Origin of the sequence: Epibacterium ulvae (genome assembly GCF_900102795.1) — a bacterium.
Taxonomy (GTDB): domain Bacteria; phylum Pseudomonadota; class Alphaproteobacteria; order Rhodobacterales; family Rhodobacteraceae; genus Epibacterium; species Epibacterium ulvae.
Map to the genome: position 1 here is coordinate 95,010 of NZ_FMWG01000003.1, position 16,444 is coordinate 111,453.

14 protein-coding genes and 2 tRNA genes are annotated in these 16,444 nt (G+C 50.9%); 11 read left to right on the forward strand and 5 right to left on the reverse strand.

Annotated features, from left to right (window positions below):
- Window positions 1-17 precede the first annotated feature (17 nt).
- Together BLP79_RS05430 and fabI are read right to left on the reverse strand one after the other, a co-directional pair.
- Window positions 18-632: a LysE family translocator gene (locus tag BLP79_RS05430; RefSeq protein ID WP_090217110.1), complete on the reverse strand. Its 615-nt coding sequence runs from the start codon at window positions 630-632 to the stop codon at window positions 18-20.
- A 6-nt stretch (window positions 633-638) separates the two neighbouring features.
- The gene (gene fabI, locus BLP79_RS05435; RefSeq protein ID WP_090217112.1) at window positions 639-1,445 is read right to left on the reverse strand and encodes an enoyl-ACP reductase FabI; all 807 of its coding nucleotides are present in this window, start codon (window positions 1,443-1,445) and stop codon (window positions 639-641) included.
- Window positions 1,446-1,575: 130 nt separating this feature from the next.
- Between fabI and pdxH the strand changes: the two genes are divergently transcribed.
- The 7 genes from pdxH (at window position 1,576) to BLP79_RS05470 (ending at window position 8,709) form a co-directional block, all read left to right on the forward strand.
- On the forward strand, window positions 1,576-2,181 hold the full coding sequence (gene pdxH / locus BLP79_RS05440; RefSeq protein WP_090217114.1) for a pyridoxamine 5'-phosphate oxidase: 606 nt from the start codon (window positions 1,576-1,578) through the stop codon (window positions 2,179-2,181).
- A gap of 131 nt (window positions 2,182-2,312) precedes the next feature.
- The gene (locus tag BLP79_RS05445; RefSeq protein WP_408607920.1) at window positions 2,313-2,825 is read left to right on the forward strand and encodes a cold-shock protein; all 513 of its coding nucleotides are present in this window, start codon (window positions 2,313-2,315) and stop codon (window positions 2,823-2,825) included.
- Window positions 2,826-2,847: 22 nt separating this feature from the next.
- Entirely contained in the window at window positions 2,848-3,294 is a 447-nt protein-coding gene (locus BLP79_RS05450) for a DUF192 domain-containing protein (RefSeq protein WP_090217116.1), read from the forward strand.
- Between the two features lie 44 nt (window positions 3,295-3,338).
- Window positions 3,339-3,415 (forward strand) — tRNA-Pro (locus BLP79_RS05455).
- Window positions 3,416-3,538: 123 nt separating this feature from the next.
- Window positions 3,539-3,615, forward strand: a tRNA-Pro gene (locus tag BLP79_RS05460).
- 626 nt (window positions 3,616-4,241) lie between these two features.
- On the forward strand, window positions 4,242-7,886 hold the full coding sequence (locus BLP79_RS05465) for a vitamin B12-dependent ribonucleotide reductase (RefSeq protein WP_090217118.1): 3,645 nt from the start codon (window positions 4,242-4,244) through the stop codon (window positions 7,884-7,886).
- Between the two features lie 403 nt (window positions 7,887-8,289).
- Window positions 8,290-8,709, forward strand: coding sequence for a hypothetical protein (locus tag BLP79_RS05470; RefSeq protein WP_139163171.1), 420 nt, complete (start codon window positions 8,290-8,292; stop codon window positions 8,707-8,709).
- A 75-nt stretch (window positions 8,710-8,784) separates the two neighbouring features.
- Here BLP79_RS05470 and BLP79_RS05475 read toward each other — a convergent pair whose 3' ends face one another.
- Window positions 8,785-9,723, reverse strand: a complete 939-nt coding sequence (locus BLP79_RS05475) for an alpha/beta fold hydrolase (protein WP_090217122.1) — start codon at window positions 9,721-9,723, stop codon at window positions 8,785-8,787.
- A 96-nt stretch (window positions 9,724-9,819) separates the two neighbouring features.
- Here BLP79_RS05475 and BLP79_RS05480 point away from each other — a divergent pair, with 96 nt between their 5' ends.
- The 4 genes from BLP79_RS05480 (at window position 9,820) to BLP79_RS05495 (ending at window position 14,422) form a co-directional block, all read left to right on the forward strand.
- Window positions 9,820-10,407, forward strand: coding sequence for a CGNR zinc finger domain-containing protein (locus tag BLP79_RS05480; RefSeq protein ID WP_090217123.1), 588 nt, complete (start codon window positions 9,820-9,822; stop codon window positions 10,405-10,407).
- Window positions 10,408-10,627: 220 nt separating this feature from the next.
- Window positions 10,628-12,028 carry a cysteine--tRNA ligase gene (gene cysS, locus BLP79_RS05485; protein ID WP_090217125.1) on the forward strand — a complete coding sequence of 467 codons (1,401 nt, stop codon included), beginning with the start codon at window positions 10,628-10,630 and terminating at the stop codon, window positions 12,026-12,028.
- Window positions 12,028-13,644 (forward strand): citramalate synthase, encoded by a 1,617-nt coding sequence (cimA, locus tag BLP79_RS05490; RefSeq protein ID WP_090217127.1) that lies wholly within the window; start codon window positions 12,028-12,030, stop codon window positions 13,642-13,644. Before cysS ends, cimA begins: the two co-directional genes overlap by 1 nt.
- 10 nt (window positions 13,645-13,654) lie before the next feature.
- Window positions 13,655-14,422, forward strand: coding sequence for a squalene/phytoene synthase family protein (locus BLP79_RS05495; RefSeq protein WP_090217600.1), 768 nt, complete (start codon window positions 13,655-13,657; stop codon window positions 14,420-14,422).
- A gap of 47 nt (window positions 14,423-14,469) precedes the next feature.
- Here the strand turns inward: BLP79_RS05495 and BLP79_RS05500 are convergent, their stop codons facing one another.
- On the reverse strand, window positions 14,470-15,015 hold the full coding sequence (locus BLP79_RS05500) for a superoxide dismutase family protein (RefSeq protein ID WP_157843943.1): 546 nt from the start codon (window positions 15,013-15,015) through the stop codon (window positions 14,470-14,472).
- A 194-nt stretch (window positions 15,016-15,209) separates the two neighbouring features.
- Entirely contained in the window at window positions 15,210-16,427 is a 1,218-nt protein-coding gene (locus BLP79_RS05505; RefSeq protein ID WP_090217131.1) for an MFS transporter, read from the reverse strand.
- Between the last annotated feature and the right edge of the window lie 17 nt (window positions 16,428-16,444).

The following is a 16,444-nucleotide window of genomic DNA, read 5'->3' on the forward strand; positions in this document are numbered from 1 at the left end:
GCTCCTAAATTGCGCGCCTATAGCGCTGCGAGCTTGACACCCAAAGCAGCCAAAAGGCCACCAAATATACGGTCAATTACGGTTTTCAAGCTGATATAGCGCTGCCGCGTTTTCTCCATCGAAAACAAGCGCGCAACCAGCGTATTCCATGCCATTTCACCCAGAAAGATACAAAATAGCAAAAGCACAAGGCTGAGGATACTGCTTTCTGGTGGGACGGTCCCTGCAAAGACAGCTCCAAAAAACACGGCAGCCTTTGGATTTGAGAACTGCGTGAACAACCCTAAACGAAAAGCACCAAAAGCGCTTTTGGGAAGAGAGCGTAGCTCTCCCTCATCGAGAGGTTGATTGGCGCTGCGCCAAATGTTCCAAGCCATCCAAATCAGGTAACAAGCACCAAAGATCCGCAGCGCCGTGAGCGCAAATGGCGCGTAGTCAAACAACAATGTCAGACCACAAAGCGCCGCAAGTGCCCAAGTGATTGCGCCCATGCCAATTCCCACCGCAAGTGCAAAGCCGCTGCGCAACCCGTGTTTCAGACCAATACGTGCCGCCATCAAGACCGCAGGCCCTGGACTAATTGCAGCCATCAGGCACAAGGATATTGAGGCCACGAAAGCTGCAATCGTCATTTATATTTAACCTTTTGCCATATCAGGCGCATCAACGGCCTTCATGCCAACCACATGGTATCCTGCGTCCACGTGTAGGTTTTCACCTGTTACGCCTGAACCAAGATCGGACAGCAGATATAGTGCAGAGTTTCCAACATCATCAATGGTTACATTGCGGCGCAGCGGCGAGTTATACTCATTCCATTTCATGATGTATCTGAAATCACCAATCCCGCTGGCTGCAAGCGTTTTGATCGGGCCTGCTGAGATCGCATTTACCCGAATGCCGTCTTTGCCAAGATCTTCTGCCAGATATTTAACGGAAGCTTCCAGAGCAGCCTTTGCGACGCCCATGACATTATAATGTGGCATCACCTGTTCTGCACCATAATAGGTAAGCGTCACAGCACTGCCGCCATCTTTCATCATTTTTTCCGCTCTCTGCATCACGGCAGTGAAGGAATAAACAGAGATATCCATGGTCAGTTGGAAGTTCGCGCGTGACGTATCGACGTAACGACCACGAAGTTCGTTTTTGTCTGAAAATCCAATCGCGTGGACAATAAAGTCCAGCTTTCCCCATTTTTCCTCAAGCGCAGAAAACAGAGCGTCGATTGAGCTTTCATCCGCAACATCACATGGCAGTACAATGTCGGTGCCCAATTTTTCAGCCAGAGGCGCGACCCGTTTTTTAAGCGCCTCCCCCTGATAGGAAAACGCAAGCTCTGCACCTGCGTCGGCGCATGCTTTTGCAATACCCCATGCAATTGATTTATCGTTGGCAAGGCCCATGATGAGGCCACGTTTACCAGCCATCAGTTGACTAGACATTCAGGTACTCCGCCCATGATCACGTGATTAGCCGGTGTTTAATATGACATGCACGGTTCATCAAGGGTTGTCACCCTTGCCTGTGTCGCTTTCCCTTTTTAGGGTGTGATAAATTCAAAACGAGGGTCCCATGTCAGATCGTAGCGGAATTTTTGCAGGCAATGATCCATTTTCTATTGCCCGAACCTGGCTTGCAGCCGCAGAAGAAAAAGAAATCAATGATCCCAATGCGATCGCACTATCAACGGTTGATGAAGATGGCATGCCTAACGCGCGCATGGTGTTACTGAAGGAAATTGAAAACAACGCATTCGTGTTTTACACCAATTACGACAGCACCAAAGCGCATGAAATCGAACATTGCGGCAAAGCAGCCTTTGTCATGCACTGGAAGACCTTGCGTCGGCAAATCCGGGTTCGCGGCACTGTGACTCGCGAAGATGGCATTCAGGCAGATGCATATTACAATTCGCGCTCTCTAAAGAGCCGCTTAGGGGCTTGGGCTTCAAAACAGTCCAAACCGCTTGAAAGTCGCGGCGCATTGGTTGCAAAAGTGGCTAAAATCACTGCAACAAAAGGACTTTCACCTGAAAGGCCCCCATTTTGGGGCGGCTACCGCATCGTTCCAACAGAGATCGAATTCTGGGCCGATGGAGATTATCGACTTCATGATCGCTTTCAATGGCGGAGAGATACCGCCACCCACGAGTGGGCGGTTCTCCGCCTCAATCCCTAAATTTGAGCAAAATTTCCATTTTATAACATCCTGAACAACTTTGACCTTGCAAATAGTTAGGGAATAGGCGCATTTGCATTTTGTAAAAGAACCATAAATGTAATGGAAACTCAGTGGTTGATGACAGAGGCATGAATGCGGCACTGCGCGTTCGCGGAATAGTAAAGTGGTTTGACCCTACCAAAGGCTATGGATTTATCCTATCGGACGCAGGTGGTCCTGATATTCTATTGCATATTAACGTTCTGCGTAACTTTGGACAAAGTTCAATCGCGGATGGTACCATTGTTGAACTCGCAATCCAAAATACTGAGCGCGGCGTTCAGGCCACGGAAATCCTCGAGATTCTCCCACCTTTACGTGATGAAACGCCTGTCTTAAGTGATTTTGCTGAGCTTGACATGAGCGAGCTGCATGCCAAACCTTTAAGAGCAGCCCGAGTCAAATGGTTTGACAAGGGCAAAGGATTTGGATTTGCGAATGTTTTTGGCTGCCCAGAAGATATCTTTCTCCATGTTGAAGTGCTCCGTCAATCGGGCCTCTCAGATTTGCAACCGGGCGAAGCCCTCGCAATTCGTGTCATCAACGGCAAACGCGGGCGAATGGCTGTTGAAGTCATGCCTTGGGAAGCGGCCAACGATTAATACACGAAAAGGTGTATTTTGGATGTGTGCGGCGGTGCTTTTTCAAAGCACTGCCGTTTTTGCATCTTGCCGGTCAGATCATGTTGACCTGCGGGGCGACTGGGGGCAGGTCGGCTTTTCCATTGAACTGGCCGACACTTTTGAAGAGCGCGCACGTGGATTGATGTTTCGCGAGAGCCTGCCGCGCGGTTCGGGCATGCTCTTTGTGTACGAAGCGCCTCGCAACGCGCAGTTCTGGATGAAGAACACCTTGATTCCACTCGATATGATTTTCGTGGATATTCACGGAACGGTTCAACACGTGCATGAAAATGCTGTCCCTGGCGACCTTACCGCAATCGATGGTGGCGATGACATCTATGCTGTTCTTGAAATCAACGGCGGGCTTGCCCGGACATATGGGATTTCCAAAGGCACCGAAATACGTCACGAAGTTTTTTCAAAAAACACACCTCAATGGGCATGTTAGGGCTTTTCAATTCCAATCGTTCCGTTTAGGAAGCGCAACACGGTCGGGGCGTGGCGCAGTCTGGTAGCGCACCTGTTTTGGGTACAGGGGGTCGTGAGTTCGAATCTCGCCGCCCCGACCAATTTCTCCTATAAATGCACCCTAAGATCTTTGTGGTAGAGATTTTTTTTGTAAAAAATCATCACCGAACAGCGAATTTAGGCTTTTCAAATCAGATCGTTAAGTTTAGGAACTGCAGCACGGTCGGGGCGTGGCGCAGTCTGGTAGCGCACCTGTTTTGGGTACAGGGGGTCGTGAGTTCGAATCTCGCCGCCCCGACCAATTTTCTTAATAGCTGGAAAAAACAACGATAGATCGCCGTCTTTATGACGACGATTTTATACGTGATACGCCGGATTGGAATTCGATCTCAGATGTTGCAGCTTCATTTTAGCGCAAAAAATATGACGCGTAACAATGTCGTTTTTTTACGTAGATGGAATATTCAGCGACCCAGCTGCGATGATTGATCCTCGATCCGCCTGATCTTGCCAGTATTGAAATTAGACTGACTGGCGCAAGCCATTTAAGCTATTGATGTTTTTTTCCACGGTCGCATCATGGTTAATTTTTCCTTAACGGTGATGTATATTTTTGCCAAAATTATCGCCCATCACCCACCTTCAGTGTGATTTGGACGTCAAGTGAAAATAGCACTCTCAACAGGTAAATTTACCGTTGACGGCTTATGTGTAAATACGCCAATTTGTGTCTCACAAAGGGCCCCCTACAACATGTAGGTGACACAGACGCTCTTACCACAAGGACTAATGATCTCTAATAACGGGGCCATTTATGGGTCTAAGACGCTGGTTTTTGCCATCGTCCAAGGAGAAATTTGTCTCATGTGGTTTTGTCGATATGGCGCGTGATATTAGTTTGAACTGCAAAAGATAAAGGCAGAAGACATGAAAATCGAACGGAAGTTTACCACCGAAGGGCAGGACGCTTACGCTGGCCTAGAGTTTACATCAGCGACTTCCGAAATCCGCAATCCAGATGGCACTATTGTATTTCGTCTGGACAATATCGAAGTGCCCTCGGCTTGGAGCCAAGTTGCCAGCGATGTCATCGCACAGAAGTATTTTCGCAAAGCAGGTGTGCCGAGCGAGCTGAAGAAGGTTCGTGAAAAAGATGTGCCCGAATTCCTGTGGCGGTCCATGCCCGCAGGTAAAGATACGCCGTTAGAAGGCGAAACCTCATCAAAACAGGTGTTTGATCGTCTCGCGGGTGCATGGACTTATTGGGGCTGGAAGGGCGGCTATTTTTCCAGCGAAGAAGATGCCCGCGCATATTTTGACGAGATGCGCCACATGTTGGCCACGCAACGTGCCGCGCCCAATTCGCCGCAATGGTTTAACACCGGTCTGCATTGGGCTTATGGCATCGACGGCCCCGCGCAGGGGCACCACTATGTGGATTTCAAAACCGGCAAACTGGTAAAATCCAACAGCGCTTATGAACACCCGCAGCCGCATGCTTGCTTTATCCAGTCTGTTCAGGATGATCTGGTCAATGAAGGTGGCATCATGGATCTTTGGGTCCGCGAGGCGCGTCTGTTCAAATATGGATCTGGTACAGGCACCAATTTCTCTCATCTGCGGGGGGCAGGTGAGGCGCTTTCTGGCGGTGGCCAGTCGTCTGGCCTTATGGGCTTCCTAAAAATTGGTGACCGCGCTGCAGGTGCGATCAAATCCGGTGGCACCACGCGGCGCGCTGCAAAGATGGTGATCGTAGATGCCGATCATCCGGATATTGAGGACTTCATTCAGTGGAAGGTCCTTGAAGAGCAGAAAGTCGCCTCCATTGTGGCCGGATCTAAAATGCATGAGAAGATGTTGAATGACATCTTCATTGCGATCCGCAGCTGGGATGGCGCTGAATCCGATGCAACTGATCCAACAGTGAATTCGGGACTTAAGAAAGCACTTCGAGACGCGAAAAAAGTTGCAATCCCCGAAACATATATCAAACGTGTTCTGGATTACGCAAAGCAAGGCTACACCAGTATTGAATTCCCCACTTACGATACGGATTGGGATTCCGAGGCCTATAATTCCGTTTCTGGTCAGAACTCTAACAATTCTATCCGGGTCACAAACACCTTTCTGAAAGCGGTTGAAAAGGATGCAGACTGGCAGCTGATCAATCGTGTTGATGGCTCTGTCGCAAAGACCGTAAAAGCGCGGGATTTATGGGAAAAAGTAGGCCATGCAGCCTGGGCCTGCGCAGATCCAGGCATTCAGTTTCATGACACCGTGAACGAGTGGCACACTTGCCCAGAAGATGGTGAAATCCGGGGTTCAAACCCTTGTTCTGAATACATGTTCCTGGATGATACGGCCTGCAACCTAGCATCGATCAACCTGCTGACCTTTTTGCAGGACGGTAAGTTTCAGGTTGATGATTACATGCATGCCTGCCGTCTTTGGACGCTGACGCTGGAAATATCAGTGACAATGGCGCAGTTCCCGTCCAAGGAAATTGCACAGCGCTCTTATGATTTCCGCACCTTGGGTTTGGGCTATGCCAATATTGGCGGCCTATTGATGAACCTTGGCTATAGCTATGACAGTGACGAGGGGCGCGCGCTGTGTGGCGCCTTAACTGCGATCCTGACAGGCGTGTCCTACTCCACATCTGCAGAAATGGCGGGCGAGCTGGGCGCTTTCCCGGGCTATGCGAAAAACGCAGATCACATGCTGCGGGTTATCCGCAATCACCGCACAGCCGCGCGTGGTATGACCGAAGGATACGAAGGGCTTTCTGTGAAACCTGTTCCGCTTGATCTGGCAAATTGCCCAGATGCGCGGCTTACGGATCTCGCGATGAGCGCTTGGGACGAAGCGTTAGAGCTGGGCGAAAAGCATGGCTATCGCAACGCGCAGACCTCAGTCATCGCACCCACCGGTACCATCGGACTGGTCATGGACTGTGACACCACCGGCATTGAGCCAGATTTTGCATTGGTCAAATTCAAAAAGCTTGCTGGAGGCGGGTATTTCAAAATCATCAACCGTTCAGTGCCGGCGGCCCTAGAAGGGCTGGGCTACAGTTCTGCCCAGATTGAAGAGATTGTTGCCTATGCCGTTGGGCATGGATCTATCGGGAATGCACCAGCAATCAATCACATGTCGTTGCAGGGGCACGGATTTGGCCCGGTGGAAATCGCCAAAATTGATGCAGCTCTTGAAAGCGCGTTTGACGTGCGCTTTGTCTTCAACCAGTGGACACTGGGTGAAGATTTCTGCACCGGCGTTTTAGGCATTCCATCTGCAACCTTGAATGACCCGACATTTGATCTGCTCAAGCACCTTGGTTTCACCAAGGCAGACGTCAACGCGACCAATGATCATGTTTGTGGAACCATGACGTTGGAAGGCGCACCACATCTATTGCCAGAACACTATTCTGTCTTTGACTGCGCCAACCCATGCGGCAAAAAGGGTGAGCGTTATCTGAATGTTGATAGCCATATTAAAATGATGGCAGCGGCGCAGTCTTTTATTTCTGGCGCGATCTCAAAGACCATCAACATGCCAAACTCAGCCACGATTGAGGATTGCCAACAAGCTTACGAGTTGTCTTGGTCGCTCGGCATTAAGGCCAATGCGCTCTATCGGGATGGTTCAAAACTTAGCCAACCTCTTGCCGCAGCTTTGGTCGAAGATGATGACGAAGCCGCAGAGATTTTAGAAACGGGCAAGCCACAAGAAAAGGCAGCAGTGCTCGCTGAAAAAATCATCGAAAAAGTGGTAATTAAAGAGGTGATGAAATCCCATCGCACCAAGATGCCGCAGCGCCGGAAAGGCTACACACAAAAAGCAATTGTAGGTGGTCACAAGGTTTATCTGCGCACTGGCGAATATGAAAACGGCTCACTGGGTGAAATCTTTATCGATATGCACAAAGAAGGGGCCGGTTTCCGGGCAATGATGAACAACTTTGCCATCGCAGTGTCGGTTGGCCTGCAATATGGTGTACCGTTGGAAGAATTCGTGGATGCCTTCACCTTCACCAAATTTGAACCGGCTGGCATGGTGCAGGGCAACGACAGCATCAAAAACGCAACTTCTATTCTGGATTATGTCTTCCGCGAACTGGCAGTCAGCTATCTGGACCGCACGGATCTTGCCCATGTCAAACCCGAAGGCGCAACCTTTGATGATCTGGGACGGGGAGAGGAAGAGGGCGTCTCTAACCTTTCTGAAATCAGCGAAAGCGCGGCAAGCCGTTCACTGGAAGTCTTGAAACAGATTTCCTCTACCGGCTATCTGCGCAAGCGTCTTCCACAGGATCTGGTTGCCCTGCGTGGAGGCCAAGAGGGGGATGCAACCTCTTTTGACAATTCTGCTGCGCCGACGGAGGCCCTGCAAACCCTTGCTCCTGAAGCCACCTCAACCTCTGCGCCAGTTGGTATGGATGCCCGCACAAAGGCAAAGATGCAGGGCTATGAAGGGGACCCGTGCGGCGACTGCGGGAATTATACCTTGGTGCGCAACGGCACGTGCATGAAATGCAACACCTGTGGTGCTACATCGGGCTGCAGTTAACAGAACAGGGGGCGGGTGCGCTCGCCCTGTACATCCACAAAACCGCAGGCAAAACCATAGATCGAGCGGTGTAAAAAGCTGAGTTTTGTGGATGAAACTTGCCTCCTCATTACTTTGAGGAGGCATATTTTTGTCTTTTCAACGGCTTCTGAGAAAACTTCAGCATTAAATGTGGTAAATTTTATTTCTATTTTAACCATTAATTTTCAATAGATTATTTGCTGCCGTTAACCTTCATCCCTAAGGAAACGTGAAGTTAACCTATTTTCCGCACAATCATCAGTAACAATCAAAGGCGCCTAAACTGGCGCTCATGCTGTCATCTGTGCAGAAAGCAACCCTTATGTTCCGGCTTCGCTCACCCTTATTTATCGCCAAACTCTGCATCTGTTGCAGCGGTGCAATGGCGATATCGTCGCTGTCTTTAGCGGAAGAGACCAGTGGATTTTTTCTGGGTGCTGCGTCTAGCGAAAACCCAACAGGGCTTGGGTTTTGGTCGACACTACCGCGTGAACGCTTACCGCGGACCAACTTTAATTCAACCGTGGAAAATCAATCGTCACAACAAAACACAGATGACATCTTTGATGACCTGCAATTGCGTGCTGGCTATGATTTTGGCACAGCGTTGGGTTTCCTAAGCCTGCAACAAGGCGAAATGGGTGAAAAGAAAACGCCCGAAATTGGCATTGGTTTGATTTTCCCATTGGGGAACAATCTACAGATCAGCGGGCAGGTTTCGCGCACGGGTTTGCTTGAAGATGGGCAATCACGCCGAGATGGCGATAGTGCATTTTCTGTTGGCGCAACTTTTCAATTTTAAATCAAAAACTTATTAGGTCATTCTAATCCATAAGGTGCGCGACTATCGCGCACCTTTACCTGATTTCCTAAGGTCTTACTCCGCGTGAAGTTTTCCAAGGAAACCACGCATCTTCTCCGCGATAAGCGCGCCATCCTCTTCGAGGGCAAAGTGGCCAGTATCAAGAATGTTATAATCAACATCCTTCAAATCGCGCAGATACCCTTCGGCACCCGGAACCGGGAAGAATGCATCGTTCTTCGCCCATACCACCAGTGCAGGGGGTTGATGCTCGCGCAGGTATGCTTGCCATTCAGGGTATTTCGCAACATTGTTGCGGTAATCGTAAAATAGCCCAATCTGCACATCATGCATTCCAGGACGGCTCAGGAATTGATGATCCAACAGCCAGTTGTCAGGCAAGATCGCATCAGGATTACGCGTGCCGTGGGTATACTGCCAGCGCAGGCCCTCAACACTAAACACGTTGTCGATGATGAACTGATCGTGCTTGTCCTCACGGCCATTTTCCCACAGATGAATGATCGGCTCCCAAGTGTCTGGGTTTACGCCCTCTTCATAGGCATTCCCGTTCTGAATAATTAAACCTTCAATCTTTTCAGGGTGTTCCACTGCAATACGAAACCCAACAGGTGCTCCGTAGTCCTGAATAAACATCGAAAATTGATCAATTCCTTTTTGTTCCAAAAAAGCATCAACCGTTTCTGCGATATTGTCGAAGGAATATTCATAAACGTCAGGTGACGGGAAACTGCTTGCACCAAAGCTCGGATAATCGGGCGCGATCAGATAGTATTCATCAGACAAGTCATCGATAAGATTTCTGTATTGATGCGATGAACTTGGAAAACCATGCAGCAGAACCACAGCTGGGTTTTCAGGGTTTCCAGCTTCGCGGAAGAAAATTTCGACACCGTCAACAGTTTCGTAACCGTAGGAGGTTTCTGCCGCAGACAGGCTTGTGGTGGTTGCCAATAGGGCTGCGGGCAGGGTGAGGCTGAGCAATTTGTACATATCAGTTCTCCTTTGTGTAACTGTTATAAATTATTTCACTGGTTACACTAAAAGCACAGCCTTGCCTAACCAGTCAAGTGCCATTATAACGGTTACATGAAAAATTCTTCTGCTCCTTTTCAGTTTGTCGGAAATGATCTGGTTCTTGACTTTGTGAACACACGCCCCGTTCTGGACGGGGTTGAACATGATTTGATCACGACGCCACAGAACTTAGCTCAATGGCTGCATGAAAGCAGTGCACCGCCGACTTCAACGCATTGGAATGAAAGTGATTTTATGAGTGCACTGCATTTAAGAGATGCGCTCTCGTTGGTCCTCGCCGCACTTGCGGCTCAGTCGGTTCCTCCGCCACAAGCAGTGCAGGATGTGAATGCGTATCTTGTTGACTTTACGCTTAATATCCAATTGAATCACAGCGAAGCAGGATACCATATCCAGCCTATTCAGACAGAAATGTCACCACGCGCCTTTCTTGCATTTCTGGCGAAACAAGCAATTGATCTTGTGACAGCACAGGACGCGAATCGTGTTCGCAAATGCGCTGATCTCTCTTGTGTTTTAATGTTCAAAGATACGTCTAAGTCTGGTCGCAGACGGTGGTGCAGTATGGAAACCTGTGGCAACCGTAACAAAGTCGCCGCGTTTCGCAGCCAGTCGAAACAGGCGAGCGGTCTCGCATAAATTCGACCAAGGCCCGTCTTGGCAAGCGTGCGCAGACATGATACCGCGCCTTATGGATAACCGGCGACCCAACACGTTTGTTTGTCGAATCTCGCGCTGATTGAGCTGCGGGCTGGTTTCGTCGTTTTCTTCTTTATGACAACTTGCTATGCCCACGCTGTGCGCTTTTCAGCGCGCCTCGATACGCCTCGCAAGCAACGTGCCCGCCACAGGAGCTGTCATGACGACGATCAAATTGCACAACAGTAAGACCCGCAAGAAAGAGGTCTTTTCGCCCATCGATCCAAATAATGTGCGGGTCTATGTCTGTGGGCCGACTGTGTATGATCGGGCGCATCTGGGTAACGCGCGTCCCGTTGTCGTGTTTGATGTTTTGAACCGCCTCTTGCGCCATACATATGGCGAGGGGGCCGTGACCTATGTGCGAAACTTCACGGACGTTGACGATAAGATTAATGCAACGGCCCGCGCCCGAAAAGAAGCAGGGGCAGCCGGATCATTGGAAGATCTGGTACAAGAACGCACTGAAGAAACCATTGACTGGTATCTGAAAGATATGGGCGCGCTTGGGGCAAGCGAGCCTGACCACATGCCACGCGCAACCGCATATATTGCCCAAATGATCGTTATGATCAAAGATCTAATCACCAAAGGGCATGCCTATGCGGATGGAGCAGGGCATGTGTTATTTTCTGTAAAGAGTTACGAAGATTACGGCGCATTATCAGGTCGTTCTGTCGATGACATGATCGCAGGCGCACGCGTTGAAGTGGCAGATAATAAACGGGATCCGATGGATTTTGTTTTGTGGAAACCGTCCACGGATGAGCTGCCCGGATGGGACAGCCCCTGGGGGCGCGGGCGTCCCGGCTGGCATATCGAATGCTCTGCCATGGCGCGTGATCTATTGGGCGCAAGTTTTGATATTCATGGCGGGGGCAATGATCTGATGTTCCCCCATCATGAAAATGAAATTGCCCAAAGTTGCTGCACAAACCCGGATGGCGATTTTGCGCGCTACTGGCTGCACAATGAGATGTTGCAGGTCGAAGGAAAGAAGATGTCCAAATCTCTGGGCAATTTCTTTACCGTGCGCGATCTTTTAGATCAGGGTGTCCCGGGAGAGGTGATCCGTTTTGTTTTCTTACAAACCCATTACCGCAAACCCATGGATTGGACTGCGAAAAAAGCCGCAGATGCAGAAGCAACCTTGCGCAAGTGGCGGGCGCTGACTGCAGGCATCGAGCCCGCCGCCAGCGCTGCTGCCGCGGTCATGGACGCCATTGGTGATGATCTCAACACCGCTGGCGCATTGGCAGAACTGCATAAATTGGCCAGCGCAGGCGCCTGCGCAGATTTACTAGCTTCGGCACAGGCTCTGGGCTTGTTGACAGACGAAATGGGGGACTGGGCGGCCGTATCACAGGCACCGGATCTGTCGACTTATGAGACCCAAATGTTTGAAGCGCGCCAATCCGCAATGGAAAACAAAGACTTTGGCGAAGTGGATCGTTTGAAAGCCGCCTTTATCGCGGCAGGTCTTGAAGTGCGCATGTCTAAAACAGGAGTTGAGCTTATTCCGACAAATGGTTTTGACGCGTCAAAACTGGAGGATCTTTGATGCCAACCGAGCGTCTCTATCTATACGACACCACTCTGCGGGATGGTCAACAAACCCAAGGCGTACAATTTTCCACTGAAGAAAAGAAACAGATCGCCACCGCGCTGGACCACTTAGGTGTTGATTACATCGAAGGGGGCTGGCCTGGTGCAAACCCCACGGATAGTGCGTTTTTTGAAGAGGCTCCGGCGACCACGGCGCGGATGACGGCGTTTGGCATGACGAAACGAGCCGGCCGGTCCGCTGAAAATGACGATGTGCTTGCGGCCGTGTTGAACGCAGGCACCGCCGCAGTCTGCCTTGTGGGGAAAAGCCATGACTATCATGTGACGCAGGCCTTGGGGATAAATCTCGACGAGAATATCGAGAATATCAAAGCGTCAATCATGCATATAAAAGCGCAAGGACGTGAAGCGCTGTTTGATGCAGAACATTTCTTTGATGGCTATCACGACAACGCAGACTACGCACTGCGCTGCTGCAAAGCAGCTTATGACGCTGGCGCACGCTGGGTGGTCTTGTGCGATACAAACGGCGGCGCACAGCCTTCGACCATCTCTCATGTGGTAAAAGAGGTGATCGCCGCAGGTATACCCGGCAGCCATCTTGGTATTCACACCCACAATGACACGGAACAGGCGGTTGCCTGTTCGTTGGCGGCCGTTGAAGCGGGAGTGCGGCAAGTACAGGGCACATTGAATGGCTTGGGAGAGCGTTGTGGGAACGCAAATCTGGTTTCCCTGATCCCAACGCTATTGCTGAAAGACCCCTACGCCAGCCTTGTGCACACAGGCGTGAGTGACACAGCGCTTGCGGATCTGACCAAAGTCAGCCGTATGTTGGACGATATATTAAACCGTGTGCCAAGCAAGCAATCGCCTTATGTCGGAGCCTCTGCCTTTGCTCACAAAGCCGGGCTTCATGCAAGCGCGATCCTGAAAGACCCATCGACATACGAACATGTAGACCCTGCCGTGGTTGGCAACGCGCGGATTATTCCGATGTCCAATCAAGCTGGACAGTCCAACCTGCGCAAACGCCTGTCTGATGCGGGCCTTGTGGTTGAAAAAGGTGATCCACGTCTGGCGCAGATCCTTGACCGGATCAAAGAGCGCGAGGCGAAAGGCTATTCTTATGATACGGCGCAGGCCTCTTTTGAATTGCTTGCGCGGGCCGAACTTGGCGACATGCCTGAATTTTTTGAGGTAAAGCGCTACAAAGTGACCGTAGAACGCCGCAAAAACAAATATAACCAGATGATCAGCCTGTCAGAAGCTGTTGTGGTGGTCAAAGTTGATGGTGAAAAACGTTTATCAGTCAGTGAATCATTAGATGACGATGGTGGTGATCGCGGGCCAGTAAATGCGTTGGCCAAAGCACTGCGCAAGGATCTGGGGCGCTATTCTGCACCGCTGGATGATATGCATCTGGTGGATTTCAAGGTTCGTATCACCCAAGGCGGCACAGCTGCAGCCACACGCGTGATCATTGATTACGAAGACGGGCAGGGGCGGCGCTGGTCTACTGTAGGGGTAAGTCCAAATATCATTGATGCCTCATTCGAAGCCCTGCTGGATGGGATCAACTGGAAACTTTTACACGACGGCACAGATTGAAAAGGCGGTCTTGATGTTTGACGAAGACCTCACAGCCTGTGCTGAACTGGTGCAAAAGGGTGATCCTGATCGGTTCATGGCAGTCATGGCAGCGCCAGTGGCGGCCCGTCCTGCGTTGTTTGCGCTTTATGCTTTTAACGTCGAACTGTCCCGTGCCCCCTGGGCAAGCCAGGAAAGCATGATTGCTGAGATGCGGGTACAATGGTGGCGCGATGTGGGCACGGCGATTGCGACGGGCGCACCGGTTCGACGCCATTTCGTGGCGACGCCTCTTGCGCGTCTGCTACCGACAGATCTGGCTGTGCACATAGATGCCATGGCAGAAGCACGGCGTTGGGATATCTACAAAGACCCATTTGAAGATGAAGCCGCTTTTGATACGTATATACAGAACACATCTGGATCGCTGCTTTGGATGGCGGCTCGTATGCTGGGCGATGCAGATGAAAAACCTGTGCGCAACCTTGGCTATGCCATGGGGCTCGCCAATTTCCTGCGTGCTATTCCTGACTTGGAAAAACAAAAACGTATTCCGCTTTTGAACGGGACAGCGGAAGGCGTGCAACGCCTTGCCCAAACGGGTCTGGAAGCATTGCAAAATGCCCGTTCTGGCCAAATCAGCAAAGCGGCGCGCCCAGCCTTATTGGCAGCATGGCAAAGCAAAGTGATTTTGAAACAAGCTGCGCGTGAACCCCATCGCGTCGCCGAAGGCGCGCTGGGGCAAAGTGAATTTGCCAAACGCGCGGGGCTGTTCTGGCGGTCGATCCGCACCTCTTAACGACGCGCGGATCTGTAGCGTGATGTGTTTAGTCAGACATATTTCGGTTAAGATTGCGTTTCAAGCAGGCCACAGATAAGACGCGGCCCTGCACCGCCGATGGGCTGGGTGATCTGATCGTCTTTATTCGCATGGATGACAATGGCGGTTCCATCTGCATCCAGCAAAGGCAAATCGCCTCCGTTCAGATAAACACCAGTTTTGAAAAATTGCATCTCACCAATGCCATCCTGAGCAACATAGATATTGCCAAGATCGCCCTTGCCGGGGCCTGCAGCGTTCAGTAGGCCGTGCTCGCCTTCTCCCTCGCCGTGATGCCCATGTGAGGATTTAAACCCTGTGTCGGCCGCGCAATGTGCCTTTGAGTGAAAATGTACGCCCTTGGGGCCCGGGGGCTGATCTGAGACTTTGATATGAACCAAAACACCATGCGGCGTCTGAGTGATATGCCCGGCGCCTACTTTTGATCCGTTCAGATCATATAAGTCCGCAACAGCGGAGGGTGTATGATCGGCAGTGGCGCTTTGGGGCAATGTGGCAAACGCCGAAGAGGCTGTTAAGCCAAGAAGCAGTGCTTGTACGGTCTGTTTCACTAAAGTGATCCCTCTATCAAATGAGTTACACACCGAAAACACCGGATCTCACATACTTATTCGATAAGCATTATGGCCAATTTGTCGCAGCCTAAAACCGCAAACCAGCATGAGATATGCCCTGAAAGTATAGCGGGTATAGAACTAGAACCCTCGTAGGCAGGTGCTCCGCAACAGTCAGCAGTTTTAATTCTTCAAACCTCCTTTGGTCGCATCATCATCCAGATCAGCGTACCGCCTGCCAATGCAAGAAACGGAGCCATCGCCATGTTGACCGCGCTCCAGCCCTCTACGGGGCTACCGCCGGAACAATTCATCAAACCACCCGATGCGACTGAAGCCATTGTGACGCCGCCAAAAACCAGAAAATCGTTCAGACCCTGCATGCGACCACGTTCAGAAGCATCATGTGCCTCAGCCAGCATGGCAGTTGCGCCGATAAAGCCAAAGTTCCAACCTAGGCCCAACAGAATGAGAGCAAGATAAAAGTTCTCAATTTCAACGCCTTGCAACGCCACCAGGCCAGCACCCGCTAAAATCACCAGACCTGCCGCCACGATACGCCGCACGCCAAAACGTGCAATCAAATGGCCCGTAAAAAAGGACGGAATATACATCGCCAGAACATGGCTCATCACCACATTGGCGGCACTTTCTTGGCCAAAACCACAGCCCACAACCGCAAGCGGTGTGGAGGTCATAACAAGGTTCATCAGCGCATAAGATACGACGGCGCAGATCACTGCTGTCAGGATCACAGGATCGCGCAGCAGCTCAGCCCGGCTGCGCCCTTTGGGGGCATCCGCTTTAGGGCGTTCAGGGCGCGGAATTTTCAGGAAGAAAAATAACACCGACCCAACAAGGTTGAGCACAATAATCGCCATATAAGTGCCCATAAAGGGAACCACAAAGGCCTCGCTGGTTTCCACAACCAGATGTTTCCCAAGGATCGCCGCCAGCAGACCACCAGCCATCACATAAGATATCGCCTTGGGGCGAAACGCATCAGAGGCCGTGTCTGCCGCAGCAAAACGATAAAACCCATGCGCGCTCATATAGGTGCCTGTCAGAAAGCTACCCAACAAAAACAGCGGAAAGGAGCCCAGATAAAGACCATAAGCCCCAATCGCTGCACCAACTGCGCCGAATGTCGTGCCCACCAAAAAGCCGGTCGCGCGCCCCCAGCGCTGCATGATTGCAGAGATCGGCGTGGCCGAAATCATAGATCCCGCAACAATCAACGAAATCGGCAATGTCGCGAAACAGGCGTTTGTGGCCAGAGATTGTCCGGCCAGGCCACCAATGGTGAAAATCATCGGCATCTGAGCGCCCAAAATTGCCTGAGCAAGCACCAAAATGGCTACGTTGCGCTTGGCTGTGCGATCGTCGGGGGTGGTCATGCTGAGTTCCATGAACTTGTGGTAATCCC

What these genes read in the sequence shown, in the direction of transcription:
- BLP79_RS05430 (WP_090217110.1), bottom strand. Translation starts at nt 632, where the DNA reads ATGACGATTGCAGCTTTCGTGGCCTCAATATCCTTGTGCCTGATGGCT.
- fabI (WP_090217112.1), bottom strand. Translation starts at nt 1,445, where the DNA reads ATGTCTAGTCAACTGATGGCTGGTAAACGTGGCCTCATCATGGGCCTT.
- pdxH (WP_090217114.1), top strand. Translation starts at nt 1,576, where the DNA reads ATGTCAGATCGTAGCGGAATTTTTGCAGGCAATGATCCATTTTCTATT.
- BLP79_RS05445 (WP_408607920.1), top strand. Translation starts at nt 2,313, where the DNA reads ATGAATGCGGCACTGCGCGTTCGCGGAATAGTAAAGTGGTTTGACCCT.
- BLP79_RS05450 (WP_090217116.1), top strand. Translation starts at nt 2,848, where the DNA reads ATGTGTGCGGCGGTGCTTTTTCAAAGCACTGCCGTTTTTGCATCTTGC.
- BLP79_RS05465 (WP_090217118.1), top strand. Translation starts at nt 4,242, where the DNA reads ATGAAAATCGAACGGAAGTTTACCACCGAAGGGCAGGACGCTTACGCT.
- BLP79_RS05470 (WP_139163171.1), top strand. Translation starts at nt 8,290, where the DNA reads ATGGCGATATCGTCGCTGTCTTTAGCGGAAGAGACCAGTGGATTTTTT.
- BLP79_RS05475 (WP_090217122.1), bottom strand. Translation starts at nt 9,723, where the DNA reads ATGTACAAATTGCTCAGCCTCACCCTGCCCGCAGCCCTATTGGCAACC.
- BLP79_RS05480 (WP_090217123.1), top strand. Translation starts at nt 9,820, where the DNA reads ATGAAAAATTCTTCTGCTCCTTTTCAGTTTGTCGGAAATGATCTGGTT.
- cysS (WP_090217125.1), top strand. Translation starts at nt 10,628, where the DNA reads ATGACGACGATCAAATTGCACAACAGTAAGACCCGCAAGAAAGAGGTC.
- cimA (WP_090217127.1), top strand. Translation starts at nt 12,028, where the DNA reads ATGCCAACCGAGCGTCTCTATCTATACGACACCACTCTGCGGGATGGT.
- BLP79_RS05505 (WP_090217131.1), bottom strand. Translation starts at nt 16,427, where the DNA reads ATGGAACTCAGCATGACCACCCCCGACGATCGCACAGCCAAGCGCAAC.